Genomic DNA, 18,932 nt, shown 5'->3' on the forward strand with positions numbered 1-18,932 from the left:
GTGCGGGTTTCTGCCACGGGAGTCAATGCCACTCCCTAATGTTTGCATGCCGTACGGGGCTGGTAGCCCGATCGGCAACTCAGTAAGGTGTGAGGAAAAATATCGAAGGGGCCGGGAACTGAACGGCTCCGTCATCCGACTACTGTAAAAGACCTGTTGAAGGCCGGTGTCGTGAGAACGACGCGGTGTCGCGGGAGTTACGGTCGGAATTCGCCATCTCCTCTGCCGTGCAGGGCCGCAGGAATGGCCAAAAATAGCAGGTTTGGTCAGCTGCTCGGGTTGACATCGTCTCCAAGAGTGCCCAATATTTTGGCCAGATATCGGCGGCACATCCCCTTGCTCCGAAACGGCGGCTCCTCCGGATCATAAGGAAGCCGCATTCGCAACAGGACGTCAGGTCAGTCCAAAACGAATGCACGGCGTTTGCCGCGTTCCGGGACCTCGGTCAGGATCCAGGACGGGCCGCCGCTCCCGGCGTATGACGGGCATACGACCAGGGGCGGATTCCAAGGGGGAACGTCCGAGCATGTCTGCACTGAAGGCACCACCCGCTCCATCGCGCCAACGTCTCGGACTGTCCTTGTTCGTTCTGGCCACCGCCCAACTCGTCATCGCTCTCGACTTCAACGTCGTCTATGTCGCGCTCCCGAGCATCGGCAGCGGTCTCGGCTTCTCGGCCCAGGACCTCCAGTGGGTGGTCAGCGCCTACGTCGTCGCCACCGCCGGCTTCCTGCTGCTGGGCGGCCGGACCACGGACCTGGTCGGCCGCCGCCGGATCTTCGTCGTCGCCGCGCTGCTGTACGCCGGCTCCTCGCTCGTCGGCGGACTGGCCGGATCCGCCACCGTCCTGGTGGCCGTCCGAGCCGTCCAGGGCATCGGCGGGGCACTGCTGTTTCCCGCCACTCTCTCTTTGATCACTACGCTGTTCAGCGAGGGACCGGCCCGCAACCGGGCGCTCGCCGTCTGGGGCGCCGCGGGTGCGGGCGGACTCTGCTTCGGCTCACTGCTCGGCGGGGTGCTCGTCGACGCGTTCGGCTGGCCGTCGGTCTTCTACGTCAACGTGCCGCTGGCCGGGGCGATCGCCGTGGCGGGGTGGATGCTGTTCCCCGCTGACGAAGTGCGGGGGCAGCGGCGGGAGTTCGACGTGGCCGGCGCGCTCGCGGCGACCGGCGGCATCACGCTGCTGGTCTTCGTCCTGGTGCACGCGCCCGAAGCCGGCTGGACCAGCGCCTCCGTCCTCGGCTGCTCGGTGGCTTCCGTCGCCCTGCTCGCGGCCTTCGCGGTCATCGAGACCCGCACCCGCGATCCGCTCACCCCGGCCCGGCTGTTCGCCCACCGGAGCCTGGTCGCCGCCATGGGACTGACCGCGGTGTTCAGCGCCACCTTCAGCTCACTGCCGTACTTCCTGACGCTGTACTTCCAGACGGTCCGTGGCTACAGCGCCCTCGAGACCGGGCTCGCCTTCCTCGTGCCGGCGCTCGTGGTCGCGGCCGGCACCAAGGCGGGCGAGCTGGCGGTCGGCGCGATCGGGATGACGAAGACCCTGCTGGGATCACTGCTGCTGGGCGCCGCCGGTGCCGCGCTGCTGGCGCTGGGGCTGACCACCGACGGCTCGTACGCGCGGGTGCTGCCGGGGATCGTGCTGCTGAGTGTTGGGCAGGGCGCCGGATGGACCGCGATGTGGATCGCGGCGGCCGCCGGGGTCGCGCCCGGGGACCAGGGCGTCGCGTCCGGTCTCGCGTCCACGACCCTCCAGGTCGGTGGTGCGGTCGGCCTCGCGGTGCTGGTGGCCGTCGCCGACACCGGCCGGCACGGTGGACTCACCGGCGAGGCGCTGCGGCTCGCCCTGCTGGGCGACATCCGCACGGCCGTGTACGTGATCGCGGCCGGCATCTGTCTGGGCACGGTGGTGCTGCTGGCTTTCCGCAGAGCGCCGGGCCCCTTAACTCCGGCCCCTCCGGCGCCCTGACCCGGGTCACGCGTGGCGTTGCGGACTGCCGCCCGCCGTCCCTGCCGCTTCCGATTTCCTCCCGGCCTCCGTGGCCGCGCAAGTGCACGCATACCGAGGAGAACCGTCGTGCTCAGCCCGAACACTCCGACCCTGCCGAACACCGTCACCGATCCGACCCACCCGGCCCACCGGCCCGACAGGTCACGGCCCGTCGCCGTCGTCTGCGGACTCGCCGGGTGGCTACCGCCCCGGGCCGTCACCAATGAAGAACTGTCGCAGCGTCTGGACACCACCGACGCGTGGATCAGGACCCGTACCGGCATCGGCCGGCGGCACTTCGTGGACCCCGGGCAGGCCACCTCCGACCTGGCGGTCGAGGCGGGCCGCCGGGCGCTGGAGTCGGCCGGCATCGAGTCGGTGGACGCGGTGATCGTCGCCACCACCACCCCGGACCGCTCCTGCCCGGCCACCGCGCCCGTCGTCGCCGACCGGCTCGGTCTGAACGGTGTGGCCGCGTTCGACGTCAGCGCGGTCTGCACCGGATTCGTCTACGGGCTGGCGTCCGCGGCCGGGCTCATCGCGGCCGGTGTCGCGCGCCGGGTGCTGCTGATCGGCGCGGACACGTACTCCGCCATCGTGGACCCCGGCGACCGGGCGAACGCGATCATCTTCGGCGACGGTGCGGGAGCGGTGGTGCTGCGCGCCGGGCACGCCGACGAGCTCGGCGCCGTGACCCACTTCGACCTCGGCAGCGACGGCGCCAACGAGGACCTCATCATGGTCGCGGCCGGCGGCTCCCGGCAGCGCGCCGACGGCGCCACCCGCGCGGACCAGCACTTCGCGATGCGCGGCCGGGAGGTCTACCGGCACGCCGTGACCCGTATGGCCGGCTCGGCGCGCGCGGTGCTGGAGCGCGCCGACTGGAAGGTCGAGGACGTCGACCACTTCGTGCCCCACCAGGCCAATCTGCGGATCCTGCACTCGGTGGCCGACGAGCTCGGCCTCGCCAGGACCGCCTGTGTGTCCAACATCGAGTCCGTCGGCAACACCGGCGCCGCCTCGATACCGCTCGCCCTCGCCGACGCCGCCGCCCGGCAGGCCGTCCGGCCGGGCCAGCGCATCCTGCTCACCGCGTTCGGAGGCGGCCTCACGTGGGGCTCCTGCGTGCTGCGGTGGCCCGACCTCACCGCTTCCGGTACCCGAAGGACAACGGAGGAGACAGCCCACATGAGTACCACCTACGAGCAGTTGGTCGCGATCATCGCGAAGCTGCACGACGCGGACCCGGAGCTGGTCCGCCCCGAGGCGTCGTTCGCCGAACTCGACGTCGACTCGCTGACGATGGTCGAGATCAGCATGCGCCTGGAGCGTGACCTCGGCATCGAGGTGGCGGACAACGAACTCCGCGGCGACCTCACCCTCGACGAGGCCGTACGGCTGATCGACGCCAAACTCGACGGCCCGATCGGCACCCCGGCCACCCACCACACGAAGGGCTGACCCCATGAAGATCACTCCGCAGGCCGGCAAGACGCTCGGCGCGAGCATCGAGGGCTTCGACCACGCCGCCGCCTCCGACGACGACATCGCCACGCTCAAGCAGACGGTCTACACGCGCAAGATCGCGGTGCTGAAGGGCCAGGACCTGTCGCCCAAACAGTTCCTCGAACTCGGCAAGCGGCTGGGCCGTCCGGAGACGTACTACGAGCCCATGTACCAGCACCCCGAAGTCGAGGAGATATTCGTCTCCTCGAACGTCCCCAAGGACGGAAAGCAGATCGGGGTACCGAAGACCGGCAAGTTCTGGCACGCCGACTACATGTTCATGCCGGACCCGTTCGGACTCACCCTCATCTACCCGCAGGTGATTCCGCAGAAGAGCCGCGGAACCTATTTCATCGACATGGGGCGGGCGTACGAGGCGCTGCCCGAGGACCTGAAGCAGGACATCGAAGGAACCTACGCACGGCATTCCGTACGGAAGTACTTCAAGATTCGGCCGCACGACGTGTACCGGCCCATCTCCGAAATCCTGGAGGAGGTCGAGACCAAGACCCCGCCGGTGGTGAAGCCCACCACCTTCACCCACCCGTTCACCGGTGAGACGGTGCTGTACCTCAGCGAGGGATTCACCGTCGGCCTGGAGGACGCGAACGGCGTGCCGATCGACGAGGCGCTGCTGCGCCGGCTGTTCGAGGCCACTGGCCAGCTCGACGACGAGTTCACCCATCCCGGCATCCACCTGCAGAGTTTCGAGCAGGGCGACCTGCTGGTCTGGGACAACCGCAGCCTGATCCACCGGGCCCTGCACACCGCCACTCCGGAGCCGACGGTCTCCTTCCGCGTCACGGTGCACGACGAGCGCAAGCTCTACGACACCGAGTCTCCGGCGGCGTAGCGCGATGACCGTCTTCGCCACCGACACCGAACTCCTGTCGCAGGTACTGCGGCCTTACAAGGCGAATTGCCGTTATCTCCAGTCCGCCGAGGTCGCCGCGGAGAACGGCCGGGTGTCGGCCGTGTGTGAATTCTCCATCGACGAGTCCTGCTACATCGACGACACCGGGCACCTCAACGCGGTCGAAGTGAACATCAGCTACAACCAGATGATGTATTACGTGGTCGCGAAATCCGTCAAGGAGGGGCTGCTGGCGGAATTCAGCTCCTGGACGCTGGAGGACTACTGGCGGCACCAGCTGCCCGACATCCTCATCGCCCGGTTCGGCGGGAGTTTCCGGCGTCCCATCAACGCCCATGCCTTCTCGGGGGAGTTCGCATTCCTCGCGGTGGACCGGCGCTCACCCGGCGGCGGTGCTCCGCTGATCATCGCGGACACCTCCTACCGGTACTGGGACGCGGCGGGCGGCCGCTGTGACGGCGAGGTGAAGCTCGCCTTCGTCAACGCCTTCGACGAAGCCGCCGTCGGCACGTCCTGAAGGCCCCCTGAAACCGCCGCGCGCCGCCGTCCTGTCCAGCGGCGGCGCGCGGCCCCGGAAAGGACAGTGGCTGTGAGCACCGTGGGTCGTCCGCAGGACGACGAGAACCCGTACTACCCGTTCCTGCGGACGCTGTGGGAGACCGCCGCCTTCCACGCCGCCCAGCGGCCGGAGACCCCGGCCGTACGCTGCGAGGACCGCACGCTCACCTACGGCGAACTGCACCGGGAGAGCAACCGCGTCGCCCACGCGATCCGGGCCGCGGGCCTGGCGCCGGGCGCGCGGGTCGCTTACCTCGGCCGGGAGTCCGAGCACTACTACGTGATCCTCTTCGCGTGTGCCAAGAGCGAGACGGTACTGGTGCCGGTCAACTGGCGGCTCACCGCTCCCGAGGTGAGTCATATCCTCCAGGACTCGGCGAGTGAACTTCTCTTCCTGGAGGGTGAGTTCGGCCCGGTCGTCGACCGGATGCCGACCGATCCGCCGGGAACGGTGGTCCTGCTCGGCGGTGCTCCCGACGGTGACCGGCCGGAGTACCGGTCCTGGAAGGACGTGCAGCCCGACACCGATCCGAACCCCGGATCGGGCCCCGACGACGCCATCGCCCAGCTCTACACCAGCGGAACCACCGGACTGCCCAAGGGAGTCGTCCTCGCGCACCGCAGCTTCTTCGCCGTCCGGGACGCGCTGGCCGGCGAGGGTCTGGACTGGATCGACTGGCGAACCGGTGACATGGCCCTGGTCGGTATACCCGGCTTCCACGTCGGCGGCCTGTGGTGGGCCACCCAGAACTTCAACGCCGGGGTCACGGTGGTGGCGATGCGCGCCTTCTCCGCCCCCGACGCCGTCGCCCTCATCCGGGACCTCGGTATCACCACCGCCTGCGTGGTGCCCGCGATGCTGCGCATGATCCTCGCAGAACCCGGAGTGACACCCGGGGACTTCGGCACTCTGCGGAAGATCGTCTACGGCGGTTCGCCGATCTCCGAGGCGCTGCTGGAGGAGAGCCTGGCGATGTTCGGCAGCGACTTCGCCCAGATCTACGGTCTGACCGAGACCGGCAACACGGCGGTGTGCCTGCCGCCCGCCGCCCATGTGCCGGGCGGGGCACGGATGAAGGCCGCCGGACGGCCCTACCCGGGCATCGGCTGCAAGGTGATCGACGACAAGGGCGAACCGCTGCCGCCCGGTGCCGTCGGCGAGGTGTGCCTGGCCACTCCGGCCCGCATGCTGGAGTACTGGGGCCTGCCCGACAAGACCCGCGAGACGCTCGTCGACGGCTGGGTGCACACCGGTGACGCCGGGTACCTGGACGACGAGGGCTATGTCTTCATCAGCGACCGCATCAAGGACGCCATCATCGTGGCGGGTGAGAACGTCTACCCGGCCGAGATCGAGTCGGCGCTGGAAGCACACCCGAGTGTCGCGGAAGCGGTGATCGTCGGGGCGCCGGACGAGCGCTGGGGCGAGAGCGTCCGTGCCTTCGTCGTCCCCGTCCCGGGCCAGGAGCCGCCGAAACCCCGGGATCTGCACCGCTTCCTGGTGGAACGGCTGGCCGCGTTCAAGCTGCCCGCCACCTACGAGTTCATCGACCACGTGCCCCGCAATCCGAGCGGCAAGATCCTGCGCCGGGAGCTGCGTGACCGCTTCTGGGGCGACGCCCGGCGCAAGGTCAACTGACCCGGCGCCCGCGACGCCCCGCGTGACTTCGAGAGAGACCACATGACTGTGCCTGAGCCCCTGACGCCCTCAACGTCCCCGACACCCCTGACGCCGCTCACCCTCGCGGACTTCCGTGCCGACCTGGCCGAGTTCCTCCACCAGCAGCCCGACGAGGTCGACCTGGAGGAGAACCCGCTCTACGCCGGCCTGGACTCGCTGCGCATCGTCACCCTTGCCGAGCGCTGGCGCGCGGCCGGGTCCGAGGTCAGCTTCGTCGAACTGGCGGAACGCACCTCGTTCGCCCAGTGGTGGCAGCTGCTGTCGGACCGGCAGTCCGGAGGCGAACGTGCCGACGCCTGACCACCGCACCGCGCCCGGGGGCCGCCGGGCCCTGCTCACCGCGCAGGAGGGCATCTGGACCGGCCATCAGCTCGACGCGGAGAGCCCCGCGTACAACACCGCCGAATACGTGCAGATCCACGGGCCGGTGGACGTGGCGGCGTTCGACAAGGCCCTGCACCATGTCGTCGGCGAGGTCGAGGCGCTGAACGTACGGTTCGTCGAGGTGGACGGCCGGCCGTGGGAGATCGCGGTGCCCGCCGTGGACTGGCGCCTGCACACCGCGGACCTGACCGCCGAGCCGGACCCGCGGGCCGCCGCCACCGCCTGGATGGAGCGCGATCTGGCCCGCCCGGTGGATCTCGCCCACCACCCCGTCTTCGGGCACGCGCTGCTGCAGACCGGACCCGGGGAGTTCCTCTGGTACCACCGCGTCCACCACATCGCGCTCGACGGCTTCGGCCTGTCGCTCGTCGCCCGCCGTGTCGCGGACGTCTACACGGCGCTGGCCCAGGGCACACCGCTGGGGGAGAGCGGCTTCGGCACCCTGGAGTCGGTCTTCGAGGAGGACCGGGCCTATCTGGCGTCGAAGCGGCGGGAGACCGACGGCGCCTACTGGACCGGGCGGTTCGCGGACCGCCCGGCGGTCCCCAGCCTCGCCGACCGTTCCGCACTGCCCGCCCGCACCTTCCGGCGCCGGGTGACCGACCTCGGCGCTGCGGAGACCGAAGCGCTGCGCGCGGTCGCCCGCGAGCTCTCCGTCACCTGGTCCGATGTGGTGCTCGCGGTCACCGCCGGGTACCTCGGCCACGTGTCGGGCGAGCCCGAAGTGGTGCTGAGCCTGCCCGCGATGGGCCGGCTCGGCTCGGTGTCGCTGCGCGTACCGTGCATGGTCCGCAACGTCCTGCCGCTGCGGATCGCGGTCGGCGACGGCGACACGCTGCGCGACCTGGCCACCCGCGTCTCGGCGGAGCTGCGAGCCGGGCTGCCGCACCAGCGCTACCGGTACGAGCACCTGCGCCGGGAACTCAAGCTGGTCGGCGGCAAGCGCCGCTTGTCGGGACCCGGCGTCAACATCATGCCGTTCGAGTACGATCTGCGTTTCGCGGGGCACCGCAGCACCGTCCACAACGTGTCGGCGGGACCGGTCGACGACCTGTCCGTCAACGTCTACGACCGGGCCGAGGGCGCGGGTCTGCGGTTCGCCTTCGACGCGCACCCGGAGCTGTACAGCGAGACCGAACTCGCCCGGCACCAGTACGCGGTGCTGGCCCTGCTGAACGACGCGACGGCCGCACCGGACCGCCCATTGGGCGAACTGGGGACCTGCCGGACCACCCGGCCCGCCAGGACCGCGGTGACCCTGGACGGAGGGCCGCTGCCCCGCCCCGCGCGTCCCGTCCTCGACCTGATCGCCGAGCACGCCGCCACCCGCGGGGACGCGACCGCCGTCGAGTTCGACGGCGCCACGCTCAGCTACGCCGGACTGCTGGCCGCCGCGCACGGCGTGGCCGGCCGGCTCGCCGATGCGGGCACCGCTCCCGGAGACCTGGTGATCGTCGCGCTGCCGCGTGGGATCGAGGCGGTCACCGCCATCCTCGGAGTCCTCCTCGCGGGCGCCGCCTACTGCCCGGTGGACCCCGGCGCTCCGGCCGCGCGGATCGAGGCGCTGTGCGCCGAGTCCGGGGCACGGGCCGTCCTCACCACGGCGCGGTACGCCGACCGGCTCGCGGGCGGCGGCCTGCCGCAACTGCTGCTGGACGGTGCGGACATCGCGGATTCACCGCCTCGTGCATCCGACCCGGACCCCGACCCGCACCGGCTCGCCTACGTCATCCACACCTCCGGCTCCACCGGCCGGCCCAAGGGCGTGGAGATCAGCCACGCCGCGCTGGCCCATTTCGTGGCAGGGGCGACCGACCGGTACGGGATCGGCGCGGACGACCGCGTCCTGCAGTTCGCGCCGCTGCACTTCGACGCGAGCGTGGAGGAGATCTTCCTGACGCTCTGCGCCGGAGCCGCGCTCGTGGTGCGCACCGACGCGATGACCGAGTCCGTTCCGGTGCTGTCGCGGTCGTGCGAGCGGCTGGGGATCACCGTTCTCGACCTGCCGACGGCGTACTGGCACGAGCTGGCGTACGCGGTCTCGACCGGGGCCGCGGAACTTCCGTCAGGGTTGCGGACCGTCATCATCGGTGGCGAGGCGGCGCTACCCGAGCGGGTGGACCGCTGGCGGGATGCCGTCGGGTCCTCGGTGCGGCTGTTCAACACCTACGGGCCGACGGAGGCGACTGTCGTGGCCACCGTGGCGGAGCTGCACGCGCCGGAACTGGCGCGCGGGGACGTCCCGATCGGACGCCCGCTGGCCGGCACGAGGGCCGTTGTCGTCACCTCGCCCGCGAACGACGGCAGCGTGGATTCCGACACCGGCGAGCTGTACCTCGTCGGCGGGTCCCTCGCCCGGGGCTACCGGGGCGGTGCGGGCGCCGACGACTCCCGGTTCCAGCCGCTGCCGGAGCTGCCGGACCGGCCGCGTGCGTACCGGACCGGCGACCTCGTACGGCTCGGAGCGGACGGACAGCTCCGGTTCGTGGGGCGGGCCGACGGCGAGTTCAAGATCAGTGGACACCGCGTGCAGCCCGCCGAGGTCGAGACCGTCCTGCTCACACATCAGCGGATACGGGAGGCGGCCGTCGTCGGGCAGGTGCTGCCCGACGGTACGCGGCGGCTCGTCGCGCATGTGGTCGCCGACCCGCCGGCACCGGCCGCCGCCGAGGTGCGTGAGCATCTGCGGGCGACCCTGCCCGCCGCGATGATCCCGTCCGCCGTCGTCTTCACCGACCGGCTGCCCCGCACGGGCGCGGGCAAGATCGACCGCAACGCGCTCGCGGCGCCAGTTGTGGCGGAGCCCGCCCTGCCGGCCCCCGACGGGGTCGGCGACGTGACCGTCAACCGTACGGAGCAGGTCATCATCGCTGCCTGGGCGCGGATCCTGGGCACCGCGGACATCTCCCCGCAGGACGACTTCTTCGACCTCGGCGCCCAGTCCCTGCAGGCGATCCAGGTCGCCAACCGGCTCGGTGTGGAGCTGGAGACCGATGTACGCGTCGCCTGGCTCTTCACGTACCCCACGGCCGCCGAACTCGCCCGTCATCTGGACGATCAGCGCGGCCCGACCGGAACCGAAACCGTGTCGAGCGGATCGCTACCGGACGCCGTCCTCGCCGACTCCGTCCTCGCCGACTCCGTCCTCGACGACGACATCACCGTCCGTCCCGTCGACGAGCCCACCCCAGAGTCCGCCGCAGGGCCCGCCGCCGTGGCCGTAGCGCCGCCGCGCCGGGTGCTGCTCACCGGGGCGACCGGCTTCGTGGGGGCCCAGCTGCTCACCGAACTGCTGACGGCCACCGAGGCGGACGTCGTCTGCCTGGTGCGGGCCGAGGACCGGGCGGCGGCCGAGGACCGGATCCGCCGGGCCCTCGAGGAGCAGGAACTGACCCTGCCGCCCGGATCCGAGCGCCGCGTCATCGCCGAGCCGGGCGATCTCGCCCGGCCGCTGCTCGGGCTCACCGAGGCACGTTTCGCGGAGCTGGCGGCCGGCTGCGACGCGATCTACCACAACGCGGCGACCGTCAGCATCATGCGCGAGTACGCCAGCCTGCGTGGACCCAATGTGGAGTCCACCCGGCAGCTGTTGCGGATGGCCGCGGCCCGTTCGACACCGTTCCATCTCGTCTCCACCCTGTCCGTCGCACCGCCCGCCGGAGCGAGCCCCGAGGTCGCGGAGACGTTCCTGCCCCCGCACCCGGGCCTCGTCCACGGCTATCAGCAGTCCAAGTGGGCCTCGGAGCGGCTGGTGGAACAGGCCGCGGAACGCGGGCTGCCCGTCACGGTGCACCGGCTCGGCCGGGTCGTCGGCGCGGCCGGCTCCGGCTACGTCAACGAGCGCGACTTCCTGTGGAGCGTGCTGCGCGCCGGCATCCCGGCCGGCATCGTGCCCGACCTGTTCGAGGCCGAGGTGTGGACGCCGGTCGACTACGTGGCCCGGGCCGTCGTCCGGCTGTCCTCCGCGGTGAAGGCGGCCGCTCCGGCCGAGCGGCCGGTGTACAACTACGCCCCGGTGCCGACCGTCCGGCTGGCCGACATCTACTCCTGGACACGGGAGTTCGGCTATCCGGTGGAGCGCATGCCCCTGGCGAGGTGGCGGGCGGAACTGCCCCGCGCCGCCGACGTGGCGACCACGACCCTGGCGTTCTTCGACTCCTGGAACGGTGACGACGACACGGTGGCCGAGAGCGCGGAACCCGAGTTGGGGCTGGGCCGGGTCGTCGCCGACAACCTGCTGAGCGGGCTCGACGGCAGCGGGATCTCCTGCCCGCCCGTCGACCGGGCGCTGGTCTTCCGCTACCTGGAGCGCTGCGTCGCCACGGGCGCGCTGCCGCCGCCCGTTCAGTGGCGGAACCGTATCCCGCGCCAGACCCGCCGCTGATCCGGAAGATCTGATGCACGGCATCCGGGAACCCGGGCGGACTCCGCTCCGACTACTGAAGCGGAGTCCGCACCACCCTGAGGAGCCCGCATGTCATGGAAACGGCCAACCGCCGCATTCGCGGTCGGAGCACTCTGTCTGGCCACCGCCGCCTGTGGCACCTCGTCAGGGACGGCGGCGAGCGCGGGGAAAGCGGAACCACCGGGGCCCGGCTATCCGGTGACCGTCACCGACTGCGGGCAGACCACCACGTACACCAAGGCGCCGAGCCGGGTCGTCGTCATGAACGGCGCGTCCGTCGCCGAGGTGTCCTCGATGCTCGCCCTCGGGCTCGGTGACCGCATCGTCGCCAACGCCCAGTCCTACGGCATGTCGGAGGTGCCTGGGCGTGTCCAGGCGATCGCGAAGCTGCCCACCGGGGGAGTGAAGCTCAACGACATCCAGGACATCCCGCGCGAGGCGATGCTCAACCTCCGCCCGGACTTCGTGCTGTCCACCACCGGGTTCGGCTTCGACCCCAAGAACGGCTACGCCACCCGCAAGGACCTCGCGTCGATCGGCGCGCACACCTACATGCCGGTCAAGGGCTGCGACGACGCCAGCTCCGTCAAGGGCCCGCCGTCCATCGACGACAGCTACTCGATGCTGCGCGACCTCGGCACGATCTTCGGCGTCAGCGCCCGCGCCGAGAAGCTGATCGCGGACTCCCGCGCGCGCATCGCCGCCATCAGCGCGAAGGTCACCACCAAGCTCAAGGCGTCGGCCGGCACCGCGCAGCCGTCGAAGGTGATGGTGATCTTCTCCAACATGTCGATGGGCGCGAACGAGTTCAGCTCGATCGCGGGCGTCGGCATCTGGAACGACATCCTCGCCAAGGCCGCGGGATCCAACGCGTTCGCCTCCGTCACCAGCAACTCCTTCGCCGACCTCAGCAAGGAGAAGGTCGCCGCCGCGCAGGTGGACGCGCTCGTCGTCGTCAGCTATCACGACCCGGATCCGGACGCCTACGCGCGCAAGCTCTTCGCGCAGTTCCCGCAGTGGAACGCCGCCCGGGACAAGAGATTCACCGTCCTGTCCGACTCCATCTATCTCGGACCGAGCAACGACATCGCCGTCGAGCGCATCGCCCGGATGCTGCACCCCGACGCCCTCTGACGCGCCGCAGATGACCCCACGCGCGCTCAGCCCCCGATCCCCGCTGTCCGTCCTGGTGCTCCTGCCCGTCCTCCTCGCGCTGCTGGTCCTGGTGATGATGGTGGCCGTGGGCATCGGAGCCGTGAACGTGCCGCTCGGGGACATCTGGCACATCGTCCTCGCCCACCTGGGCGGCGGCAGCTACGCCGGCGATCCCGTCCAGGACCAGATCGTCTGGAACTTCCGCATCCCCCGGGTGGTCCTCGCCGCGCTCGCGGGCGGCGGCCTCGCCGTCGCCGGAGTCGTGCTGCAGGCGGTCGTCGCCAACCCACTGGCCGACCCCTATGTCCTGGGGGTCTCCTCCGGGGCGTCGCTCGGCGCGGTGCTGGTCATGACACTGACCACCGGCGCCCTCGGCGGCCTCGGCGTCTCCTCGGCGGCGTTCGCCGGGGCCGTGGCGGCCGTCGCGCTCGTCTTCCTCCTCGGACAGCGCGGCGGCCGGCTGGCGCCCACCCGGCTGGTCCTGTCCGGTGTCGCCATCGGCTATCTGTTCCTCGCGGCCACCAGTTATCTGCAGCTGCGGGCCACCCCCAACGAGCTGCGCTCGGTGATGTTCTGGATGCTCGGCAGCGTCGCCGGGGCGCAGTGGGGCCAACTGCCGCTGGTGAGCGGCGCGGTGCTCGGAACGACCGTGGTCCTCGCGCTGTACGGGCGGCAGCTGAACGCGCTGCTGGCCGGGGACGAGTCCGCGACGGCGCTCGGGGTGGAGGTGCACCGGCTGCGGGCCGCGCTGCTGGTGCTGTCCTCCCTGCTGACCGGCACCATCATCGCGGTCGCGGGCGGCATCGGCTTCGTCGGCCTGATGATCCCGCACCTGGTGCGGCTCGCCGTCGGCGCCGATCACCGCAGGCTGCTCCCGCTCGCCGCGGTGACCGGTGCGATCTACCTCGTCGTCGTCGATCTCCTGTCCCGCACCCTGGACCGGCCCAACGAACTGCCGCTCGGCATCCTCACCGCCCTCTTCGGCGCACCGTTCTTCCTATGGCTGCTGCGGCGGAACAAGAGCTTGGATTCCGTATGAGACTCAGCGTCGACCAGCTCGACATCACCCTGGACCGCCGGCCCATCCTCCGGGACGTGTGCCTGGAGGTGGGCCCGGGCGAGATCGTCGGACTCGTCGGGCCCAACGGCAGCGGCAAGTCCACGCTGCTGCGCGCCGTCTACCGCTCGCTGCGGCCGGAGGGCGGGGCGGTACGGGTCGACGGGGACGACATCTGGACGATCCCCGCCCGCGCCGCCGCCCGCCGCACCGCCGCGGTCCTCCAGGACGTCGGCCATGCGACGGGGCTGTGCGTCCGGGAGATCGTGGCGCTGGGCCGCACACCGCACCACGGACTGCTCGGCCGGGACGGCCCCGAGGACCACGAGGCGGTCGACCGGGCGCTGGACGAGTGCGGCGCCCGACCGCTGGCCGACCGTGACTTCGCCTCGCTCTCCGGCGGCGAACGGCAACGGGTGCTGCTGGCCCGCGCGCTGGCCCAGCGCCCGCACCTGCTCGTCCTCGACGAGCTCACCAACCATCTCGACATCCGCGCGCGCTTCGAACTGCTCTTCCTGATCCGCGCCATCGGCACCACCACGCTGGCCGTCCTGCACGACCTGGATCTCGCCGTCCGGCTCTGCGACCACCTCGTCGTCCTCCAGCAGGGCGCCGTGGTCGCGGCCGGCCCGGTGCTGGACGTGCTCACCCCGGCGGTGCTCCGCGACGTCTTCGGCGTCGCGGCGAGCGCGGACCGGCACGCCGACGGGGTCGTGCGGATCGTCTACGCCGCCGACCCGCTCGCACTGCAACTCGTCGAACGGGCCGCCGCCGGGTGATCCGCTCTCCCACGAGAATCTCCGGGGGAGCGGGCGCTGTTGCGGCGGGGAAACCTTCCGGAAACCCCGCGCGCGGCGGGCGTTCCTACGCTCGGTGCAGGTGCGGTACGCCCGGTCGGCACGCACATCGGCACGGTGAACAGGGAGGCGGGCCCATGAGCGGAACCTTCAGGGCGAGTCACCGTGAGGACCGGCTCCGCCCGGTGTCCCTCCCGGACGTCGAACTGCGCCACCATGTCGTGCACGGCTACCGCAGGGCTTACCGGATCGCCGGGGAGGGCCCGGCCATCCTGCTCATCCACGGCATCGGCGACTCCTCCGCCACCTGGGCGGACCTCATCCCCGGGCTGGCTCGCCACAACACCGTCATCGCCCCGGATCTGCTCGGCCACGGCGCCTCGGACAAGCCCCGCGCCGACTACTCGGTGGCCGCGTACGCGAACGGCATGCGCGATCTGCTGGGTGTCCTCGGCATCGAACGGGCCACCCTGATCGGCCACTCCCTCGGCGGCGGTGTGGCGATGCAGTTCGCGTACCAGTTCCCCGAGCGCACGGAACGGCTGGTGCTGGTCAGCACCGGTGGAGTGGGCAGGGAGGTCAACCCCGTGCTGCGCGCGGTCTCGCTGCCGGGGGCGGACCTGATGCTCTCGCTGCTCAAACTGCCCACCATGGGCCTGCAGACCCGCGCCTTCGTCCAGTTGATGAAGTTCCTGGACACCGATCTGGGCCAGGACGCGCCCGATCTGCTCAACCTGGTCGACGCCCTTCCCGACGCGACCTCCCGCAGTGCCTTCATCAGGACCCTGCGGGCGGTGGTCGACTGGCGGGGCCAGGTGGTCACCATGCTCGACCGCTGTTATCTGGTGCGGGGCATGCCCACCATGCTGCTGTGGGGATCGCGGGACAGCGTGCTGCCGGTACGGCACGCCCATGACGCGCACAGCGCGATGCCGGGCAGCCGGCTGGAGGTATTCGAAGGGGCGGGCCACTTCCCCTTCCACACCGATCCCATCCGCTTCCTGGCGCTCGTCGAGAACTTCATCGCGACCACAGAACCGGGCAGTCTGAGCAGTGAGCAGTGGCGGGACCTGCTGCGTGCCGGCCGCCGGGGGGAAGCGACGACCGGTCCGGCGGGGAACGCGGCCGACCGCCTCACCGGGCGGGAGATCAGGGAAGCGAGCGAACGCAGCGCGACCTGAACCGGGTTGCCCGTTCCTGACCCTTTCGGCCACGGCCCAGGGTCCGGGTGCTGGCGGGCGCGGCCCGTTTCGTACCCGGCGGCTGACGCGCGGCGGCCGGCCGTCAGCGCCGCTCATGCGCGTCAATCGCGCAGTTCCGCGTCGATGGCGGACGCCATGAGCTCGCGTGCGTGTGCCAGCGGGAGCGAGCCGCTCAGCCAGCGGACACTGAGGCCTTCCAGGAGTGCGGTCAGCCGCTCGGCGGACGCGGCGTAGCCGGTCGCGGTGCCGGAGGGGGCGGGCGCGGCCGAGCAGCTCGGCGATCTCCTGCACCCACTCCAGCGTGGCCCTGGCCAGGTCCTCGCGCAGCTCGGGGTCGAAGACGGCGCTGGCCCGCAACTCACCCCAGGCGGTGCTGTTCTCCCGTACGGCGGTGGTGTCCTGGAATTCCAGCAGTAGGGTCTGCCGCAACTCCGCGCGCGGATCGAGGGGTTGGGCGTCGGCCGCCCGGTCGGTGGTGTACCGCTCGGCGCGCTCGCTGATGAACTCCAGCGTCCGGCGGAGGACTCCGGCGCGGTCGGTGAAGTGGTAGTAGATCAGCGAGGTCGACCCCCCCGCTTCGGCCGCGAGTTCTTCCACGCGCAGGCCGCGCATGCCACGCCGCGCGATGACGCGCGATGACGCGCGTGGCGGCTTCCAGGATTGCTGTTCGACGGTCAGCCACAGGCCGACCCAACCGGTCCAGGCCCGTGACCTGCCCTCTTTCCTGACCGAAACTTCAGCGACCTCCGGTCGGCCCGTACGGACCGCCCGTGCCGCGGGCCTCGGTATTCTCGCTTGCCGGAGCGGTCCGGGTGGCGCTCGGGAGCCTGCCTCGAACGGCCTTGGGATGGGCGACCCGAAGACCATGACTGACGTGATGACTGAAGTTTCGATCAGGATCGGGACACGCCAGAGACCCCGCCGCTCCACGGGAATGATCAGGGGTCGGGCGGGCAGCAGTCAGGGGGAGAGTGCGGGTGGGGCAGGAGGCGCCCCGGCCCCACCATGGAACTGCGCGGCCCGTACCGGAATCTCGGCAGCCGTCCCCCGTCCGCCGTAGCCACCGGCCGGGCCGCGCGCAGACCAGCACCGCCAGACTGGTTCCCGGGCGTGCCCCCGCCGGGCAGCGTTTGTGAGGGCGCTGCCCCGGCTCCGTCGGCCCCGCACTCACCCCCCCGGGTGCGGGGCCGACGCATGTCCCGAGCGGGCCCGGTCGGAGGCCCGTCGGGTCACACCGCTATCGGTGCCTGCTGCGGTCGGCGTCGGGCAGGTTGCACCACAGGTCGATCGTCGCGGACAGCTCCCGGGCCTGGGTGTCCGTACGGCGCTCGGCCTGTTCCGACGCCTCGGCGGCGGCATCGAGCGAGCCGAAACCCCGTACGAGGGCGATCAGGTCCTCGACCAGGCCCGGATCCTCGTCCTGGGCACGGGCGTGCGCGTGCAGGGCTTGCAGGATGGCGAGTTCGTCGTCTTCGGCGTCCATGTGCACAGTCTGCCGTGTGGGTCTGACAGTCCGTAGGTTCTGCGGGCGCGCCGGACACCGTGCCTACCGGTGTCCCGCTCCGAGCGGCCGGCGGACCAGCGGTGATGCGAGCGGACTACCGCCTGGCGGCAGCCCTCGGTGTGCGTCGGGGCCGCGCCTGGGCCGGCGGCGCCGGGGGAGCGGCCTCTTCCTCGTCCTCGTCCAGGTCGTCGGGCTCGTCACCCAGGTCGGCCTGCTGGAAGGGGTCGGTCGACGGGATGGGCGAGGTGTGGGCCGCGACCGGCATGGAGGGATCAGGATTGGAGAACAGCGTGGTCATGGCACCTTCGTCGGGTTTCGCAAAACGGGGCCACCCGGAACGGACCAGACGGTGGCGATCGCGGCCTGAAATGGCGGCCGTCTCCTACCAGCATCCCACGTGGAGCGTTCCGCGTGGGTATCCGCAGCGGCACGGGCCCGTCACCCGGTGTGTGCCATGGCTCACCGATTCGAATGAAACCGCAGGCCAAGCGGGGGACGCAGACCGCTTCCCGGTGATCGACGGACCGAATGCGGATAGGACCCGTGTCCAGGAGGTCTGATCCATGGGTGCCGTCTTCCCGTGCCGCCGCGCTCAGCGCCGCAGCGGGCGCGACGCTGCCCTGGACGCCCTGCTGGCCCTCCTCGCGCTGGTCCTGCTGGTGGGCGGGGCGCTGTCACCGGAGCTGATGGCCGACCGGGGAGCGCAGTCCAGGACGGCGGTCTCCGAGCCGCTGTCCACCGCGGGCGACGAGCACCCGGACGAGGCCGCCACCGCCGTACGGGCGGCCCGGGCCCAGCGGGCCGCCGAGTCGTCGCGTGCGGTGCGCGACGCGACCCGCGGCGGTGTCCGTCCGGCCCTGGCCGCGCCGTCGCACCGCGACCCCGTGCCGGGCGACGGACGGCCGGGAGCCGGCCTCCTGGGGCTGAGCTGTGTGGTTCTGCGCTGCTGACCGGTCCAGGGGCCTTCCCGGCCCCGTTCCGTTCCGCAGGCACACCCCCACTTCTCGTCCCGGAGGACCCCCATGCCCATCGACCCTTTCGTGGCCCTGAACGCCATGCTGCGCGCCGAGGTCACCCGCGCGGAAGTCACCCGCGCCGAGGTCACCCGCGCCGCCGCGCCGGAGTCCGAGCCCCGGCAGCCCGCCGCCCCTGACACACACGACGCCCCCAGCGCCCTGCCGCCACCCCCACCCAGAGCGACGGCGCCTGACCGGAGCCGTTCGACCGGAGCCGTCCGACCGGCGACGTCCGACCGGCGACGTCCGACCGGCGGTGCCGGGCAGGCTTCGAGGCATGCCCGGCACCGCCGGGGGTGGATCACCAGCCGATGCCGAGCGTCAGGGCGGTCGGCGGGTTCGCGTTGTTGAGGGTCTGGACCGACGACTGGTCGTTGATGTCGTCGTACGGGAACCCGTAGGCCCGCTTGTTGATGCCGACGGTGTGGAAGAAGGCGGCGTAGTCGTTCTTGACGGCGCCGGTGTAGTAGGCGGACGGGGTGTACCAGGTGGTGGCGTCCAGTGCGACGCCACGGTTCAGCGCCGCGCAGAACTCCGCGCCGAGCTGCTTCTCGGTGTCACTGCCCGCGGCCGGCGCCCCGGCGCACGCCACCACGTCGGGCGAGGTGGGCTTGTTGAGCGTGAACGGGCCGACGCCGCGCCGGCGCTTGCCGACCACCCCGTCGGAGCACCCCGGGCAGGCGATGCGGACCGGCCGCGCTGACGGCCGTCAAGAATTCCCTCCTCGCCTCCGCGAGCCATTTCCGCTTCAACACTTGACGCCGACCCGATGTCCGGGCACTCTCCTGGCCATTGCTTGAGAG

Annotated in this window: 15 protein-coding genes and 2 pseudogenes; 13 read left to right on the forward strand and 4 right to left on the reverse strand. The window is 71.3% G+C overall.

Going from position 1 to position 18,932, the window contains the following annotated elements; translation table 11 throughout:
- Positions 1-526: 526 nt before the first annotated feature.
- The 12 genes and pseudogenes from C8250_RS36310 to C8250_RS36360 all read left to right on the forward strand — a co-directional run bounded on the left by C8250_RS36310 (position 527) and on the right by C8250_RS36360 (position 15,588).
- Positions 527-1,969, forward strand: coding sequence for an MFS transporter (locus C8250_RS36310; protein WP_138352562.1), 1,443 nt, complete (start codon positions 527-529; stop codon positions 1,967-1,969).
- A gap of 132 nt (positions 1,970-2,101) precedes the next feature.
- A pseudogene (locus tag C8250_RS36315) lies at positions 2,102-3,136 on the forward strand (beta-ketoacyl-ACP synthase III); the annotation flags it as partial.
- A 42-nt stretch (positions 3,137-3,178) separates the two neighbouring features.
- Positions 3,179-3,451, forward strand: coding sequence for a phosphopantetheine-binding protein (locus tag C8250_RS44045; RefSeq protein WP_232485180.1), 273 nt, complete (start codon positions 3,179-3,181; stop codon positions 3,449-3,451).
- 4 nt (positions 3,452-3,455) lie between these two features.
- On the forward strand, positions 3,456-4,349 hold the full coding sequence (locus C8250_RS36320; protein ID WP_138352564.1) for a TauD/TfdA family dioxygenase: 894 nt from the start codon (positions 3,456-3,458) through the stop codon (positions 4,347-4,349).
- Between the two features lie 4 nt (positions 4,350-4,353).
- On the forward strand, positions 4,354-4,887 hold the full coding sequence (locus tag C8250_RS36325) for an FcoT family thioesterase (protein WP_138352565.1): 534 nt from the start codon (positions 4,354-4,356) through the stop codon (positions 4,885-4,887).
- A 72-nt stretch (positions 4,888-4,959) separates the two neighbouring features.
- Positions 4,960-6,567: a long-chain-fatty-acid--CoA ligase gene (locus C8250_RS36330; protein WP_244809592.1), complete on the forward strand. Its 1,608-nt coding sequence runs from the start codon at positions 4,960-4,962 to the stop codon at positions 6,565-6,567.
- Positions 6,568-6,609: 42 nt separating this feature from the next.
- Positions 6,610-6,909, forward strand: coding sequence for a phosphopantetheine attachment domain protein (locus tag C8250_RS36335; protein ID WP_138352566.1), 300 nt, complete (start codon positions 6,610-6,612; stop codon positions 6,907-6,909).
- The gene (locus C8250_RS36340) at positions 6,896-11,377 is read left to right on the forward strand and encodes a non-ribosomal peptide synthetase (RefSeq protein ID WP_138352567.1); all 4,482 of its coding nucleotides are present in this window, start codon (positions 6,896-6,898) and stop codon (positions 11,375-11,377) included. Before C8250_RS36335 ends, C8250_RS36340 begins: the two co-directional genes overlap by 14 nt.
- A gap of 90 nt (positions 11,378-11,467) precedes the next feature.
- Positions 11,468-12,532: an ABC transporter substrate-binding protein gene (locus C8250_RS36345; protein ID WP_138352568.1), complete on the forward strand. Its 1,065-nt coding sequence runs from the start codon at positions 11,468-11,470 to the stop codon at positions 12,530-12,532.
- A gap of 94 nt (positions 12,533-12,626) precedes the next feature.
- Positions 12,627-13,592 (forward strand): iron ABC transporter permease, encoded by a 966-nt coding sequence (locus tag C8250_RS36350; RefSeq protein ID WP_198357665.1) that lies wholly within the window; start codon positions 12,627-12,629, stop codon positions 13,590-13,592.
- A complete protein-coding gene (locus tag C8250_RS36355; protein WP_138352570.1) occupies positions 13,589-14,389 on the forward strand; it encodes an ABC transporter ATP-binding protein in 801 nt (266 codons plus the stop codon). Before C8250_RS36350 ends, C8250_RS36355 begins: the two co-directional genes overlap by 4 nt.
- A 155-nt stretch (positions 14,390-14,544) precedes the next feature.
- The gene (locus tag C8250_RS36360; RefSeq protein WP_138352571.1) at positions 14,545-15,588 is read left to right on the forward strand and encodes an alpha/beta hydrolase; all 1,044 of its coding nucleotides are present in this window, start codon (positions 14,545-14,547) and stop codon (positions 15,586-15,588) included.
- Between the two features lie 122 nt (positions 15,589-15,710).
- Here the strand turns inward: C8250_RS36360 and C8250_RS36365 are convergent.
- From C8250_RS36365 to C8250_RS36375, 3 genes and pseudogenes are all read right to left on the reverse strand, one after another.
- A pseudogene (locus tag C8250_RS36365) lies at positions 15,711-16,291 on the reverse strand (TetR/AcrR family transcriptional regulator).
- 555 nt (positions 16,292-16,846) lie between these two features.
- Entirely contained in the window at positions 16,847-17,092 is a 246-nt protein-coding gene (locus tag C8250_RS36370; RefSeq protein WP_138352572.1) for a hypothetical protein, read from the reverse strand.
- A gap of 115 nt (positions 17,093-17,207) precedes the next feature.
- A complete protein-coding gene (locus C8250_RS36375; RefSeq protein WP_138352573.1) occupies positions 17,208-17,411 on the reverse strand; it encodes a hypothetical protein in 204 nt (67 codons plus the stop codon).
- A gap of 265 nt (positions 17,412-17,676) precedes the next feature.
- Between C8250_RS36375 and C8250_RS36380 the strand changes: the two genes are divergently transcribed.
- Positions 17,677-18,063, forward strand: a complete 387-nt coding sequence (locus C8250_RS36380) for a hypothetical protein (protein ID WP_138352574.1) — start codon at positions 17,677-17,679, stop codon at positions 18,061-18,063.
- A 367-nt stretch (positions 18,064-18,430) separates the two neighbouring features.
- On the opposite strand, the gene C8250_RS36385 is transcribed toward C8250_RS36380, so the two are convergent.
- Positions 18,431-18,787, reverse strand: a complete 357-nt coding sequence (locus C8250_RS36385; RefSeq protein ID WP_187145130.1) for a beta-1,3-glucanase family protein — start codon at positions 18,785-18,787, stop codon at positions 18,431-18,433.
- Between the last annotated feature and the right edge of the window lie 145 nt (positions 18,788-18,932).

This window comes from Streptomyces sp. So13.3, from assembly GCF_005860785.2.
Taxonomy (GTDB): Bacteria; Actinomycetota; Actinomycetes; order Streptomycetales; family Streptomycetaceae; genus Actinacidiphila; species Actinacidiphila fildesensis.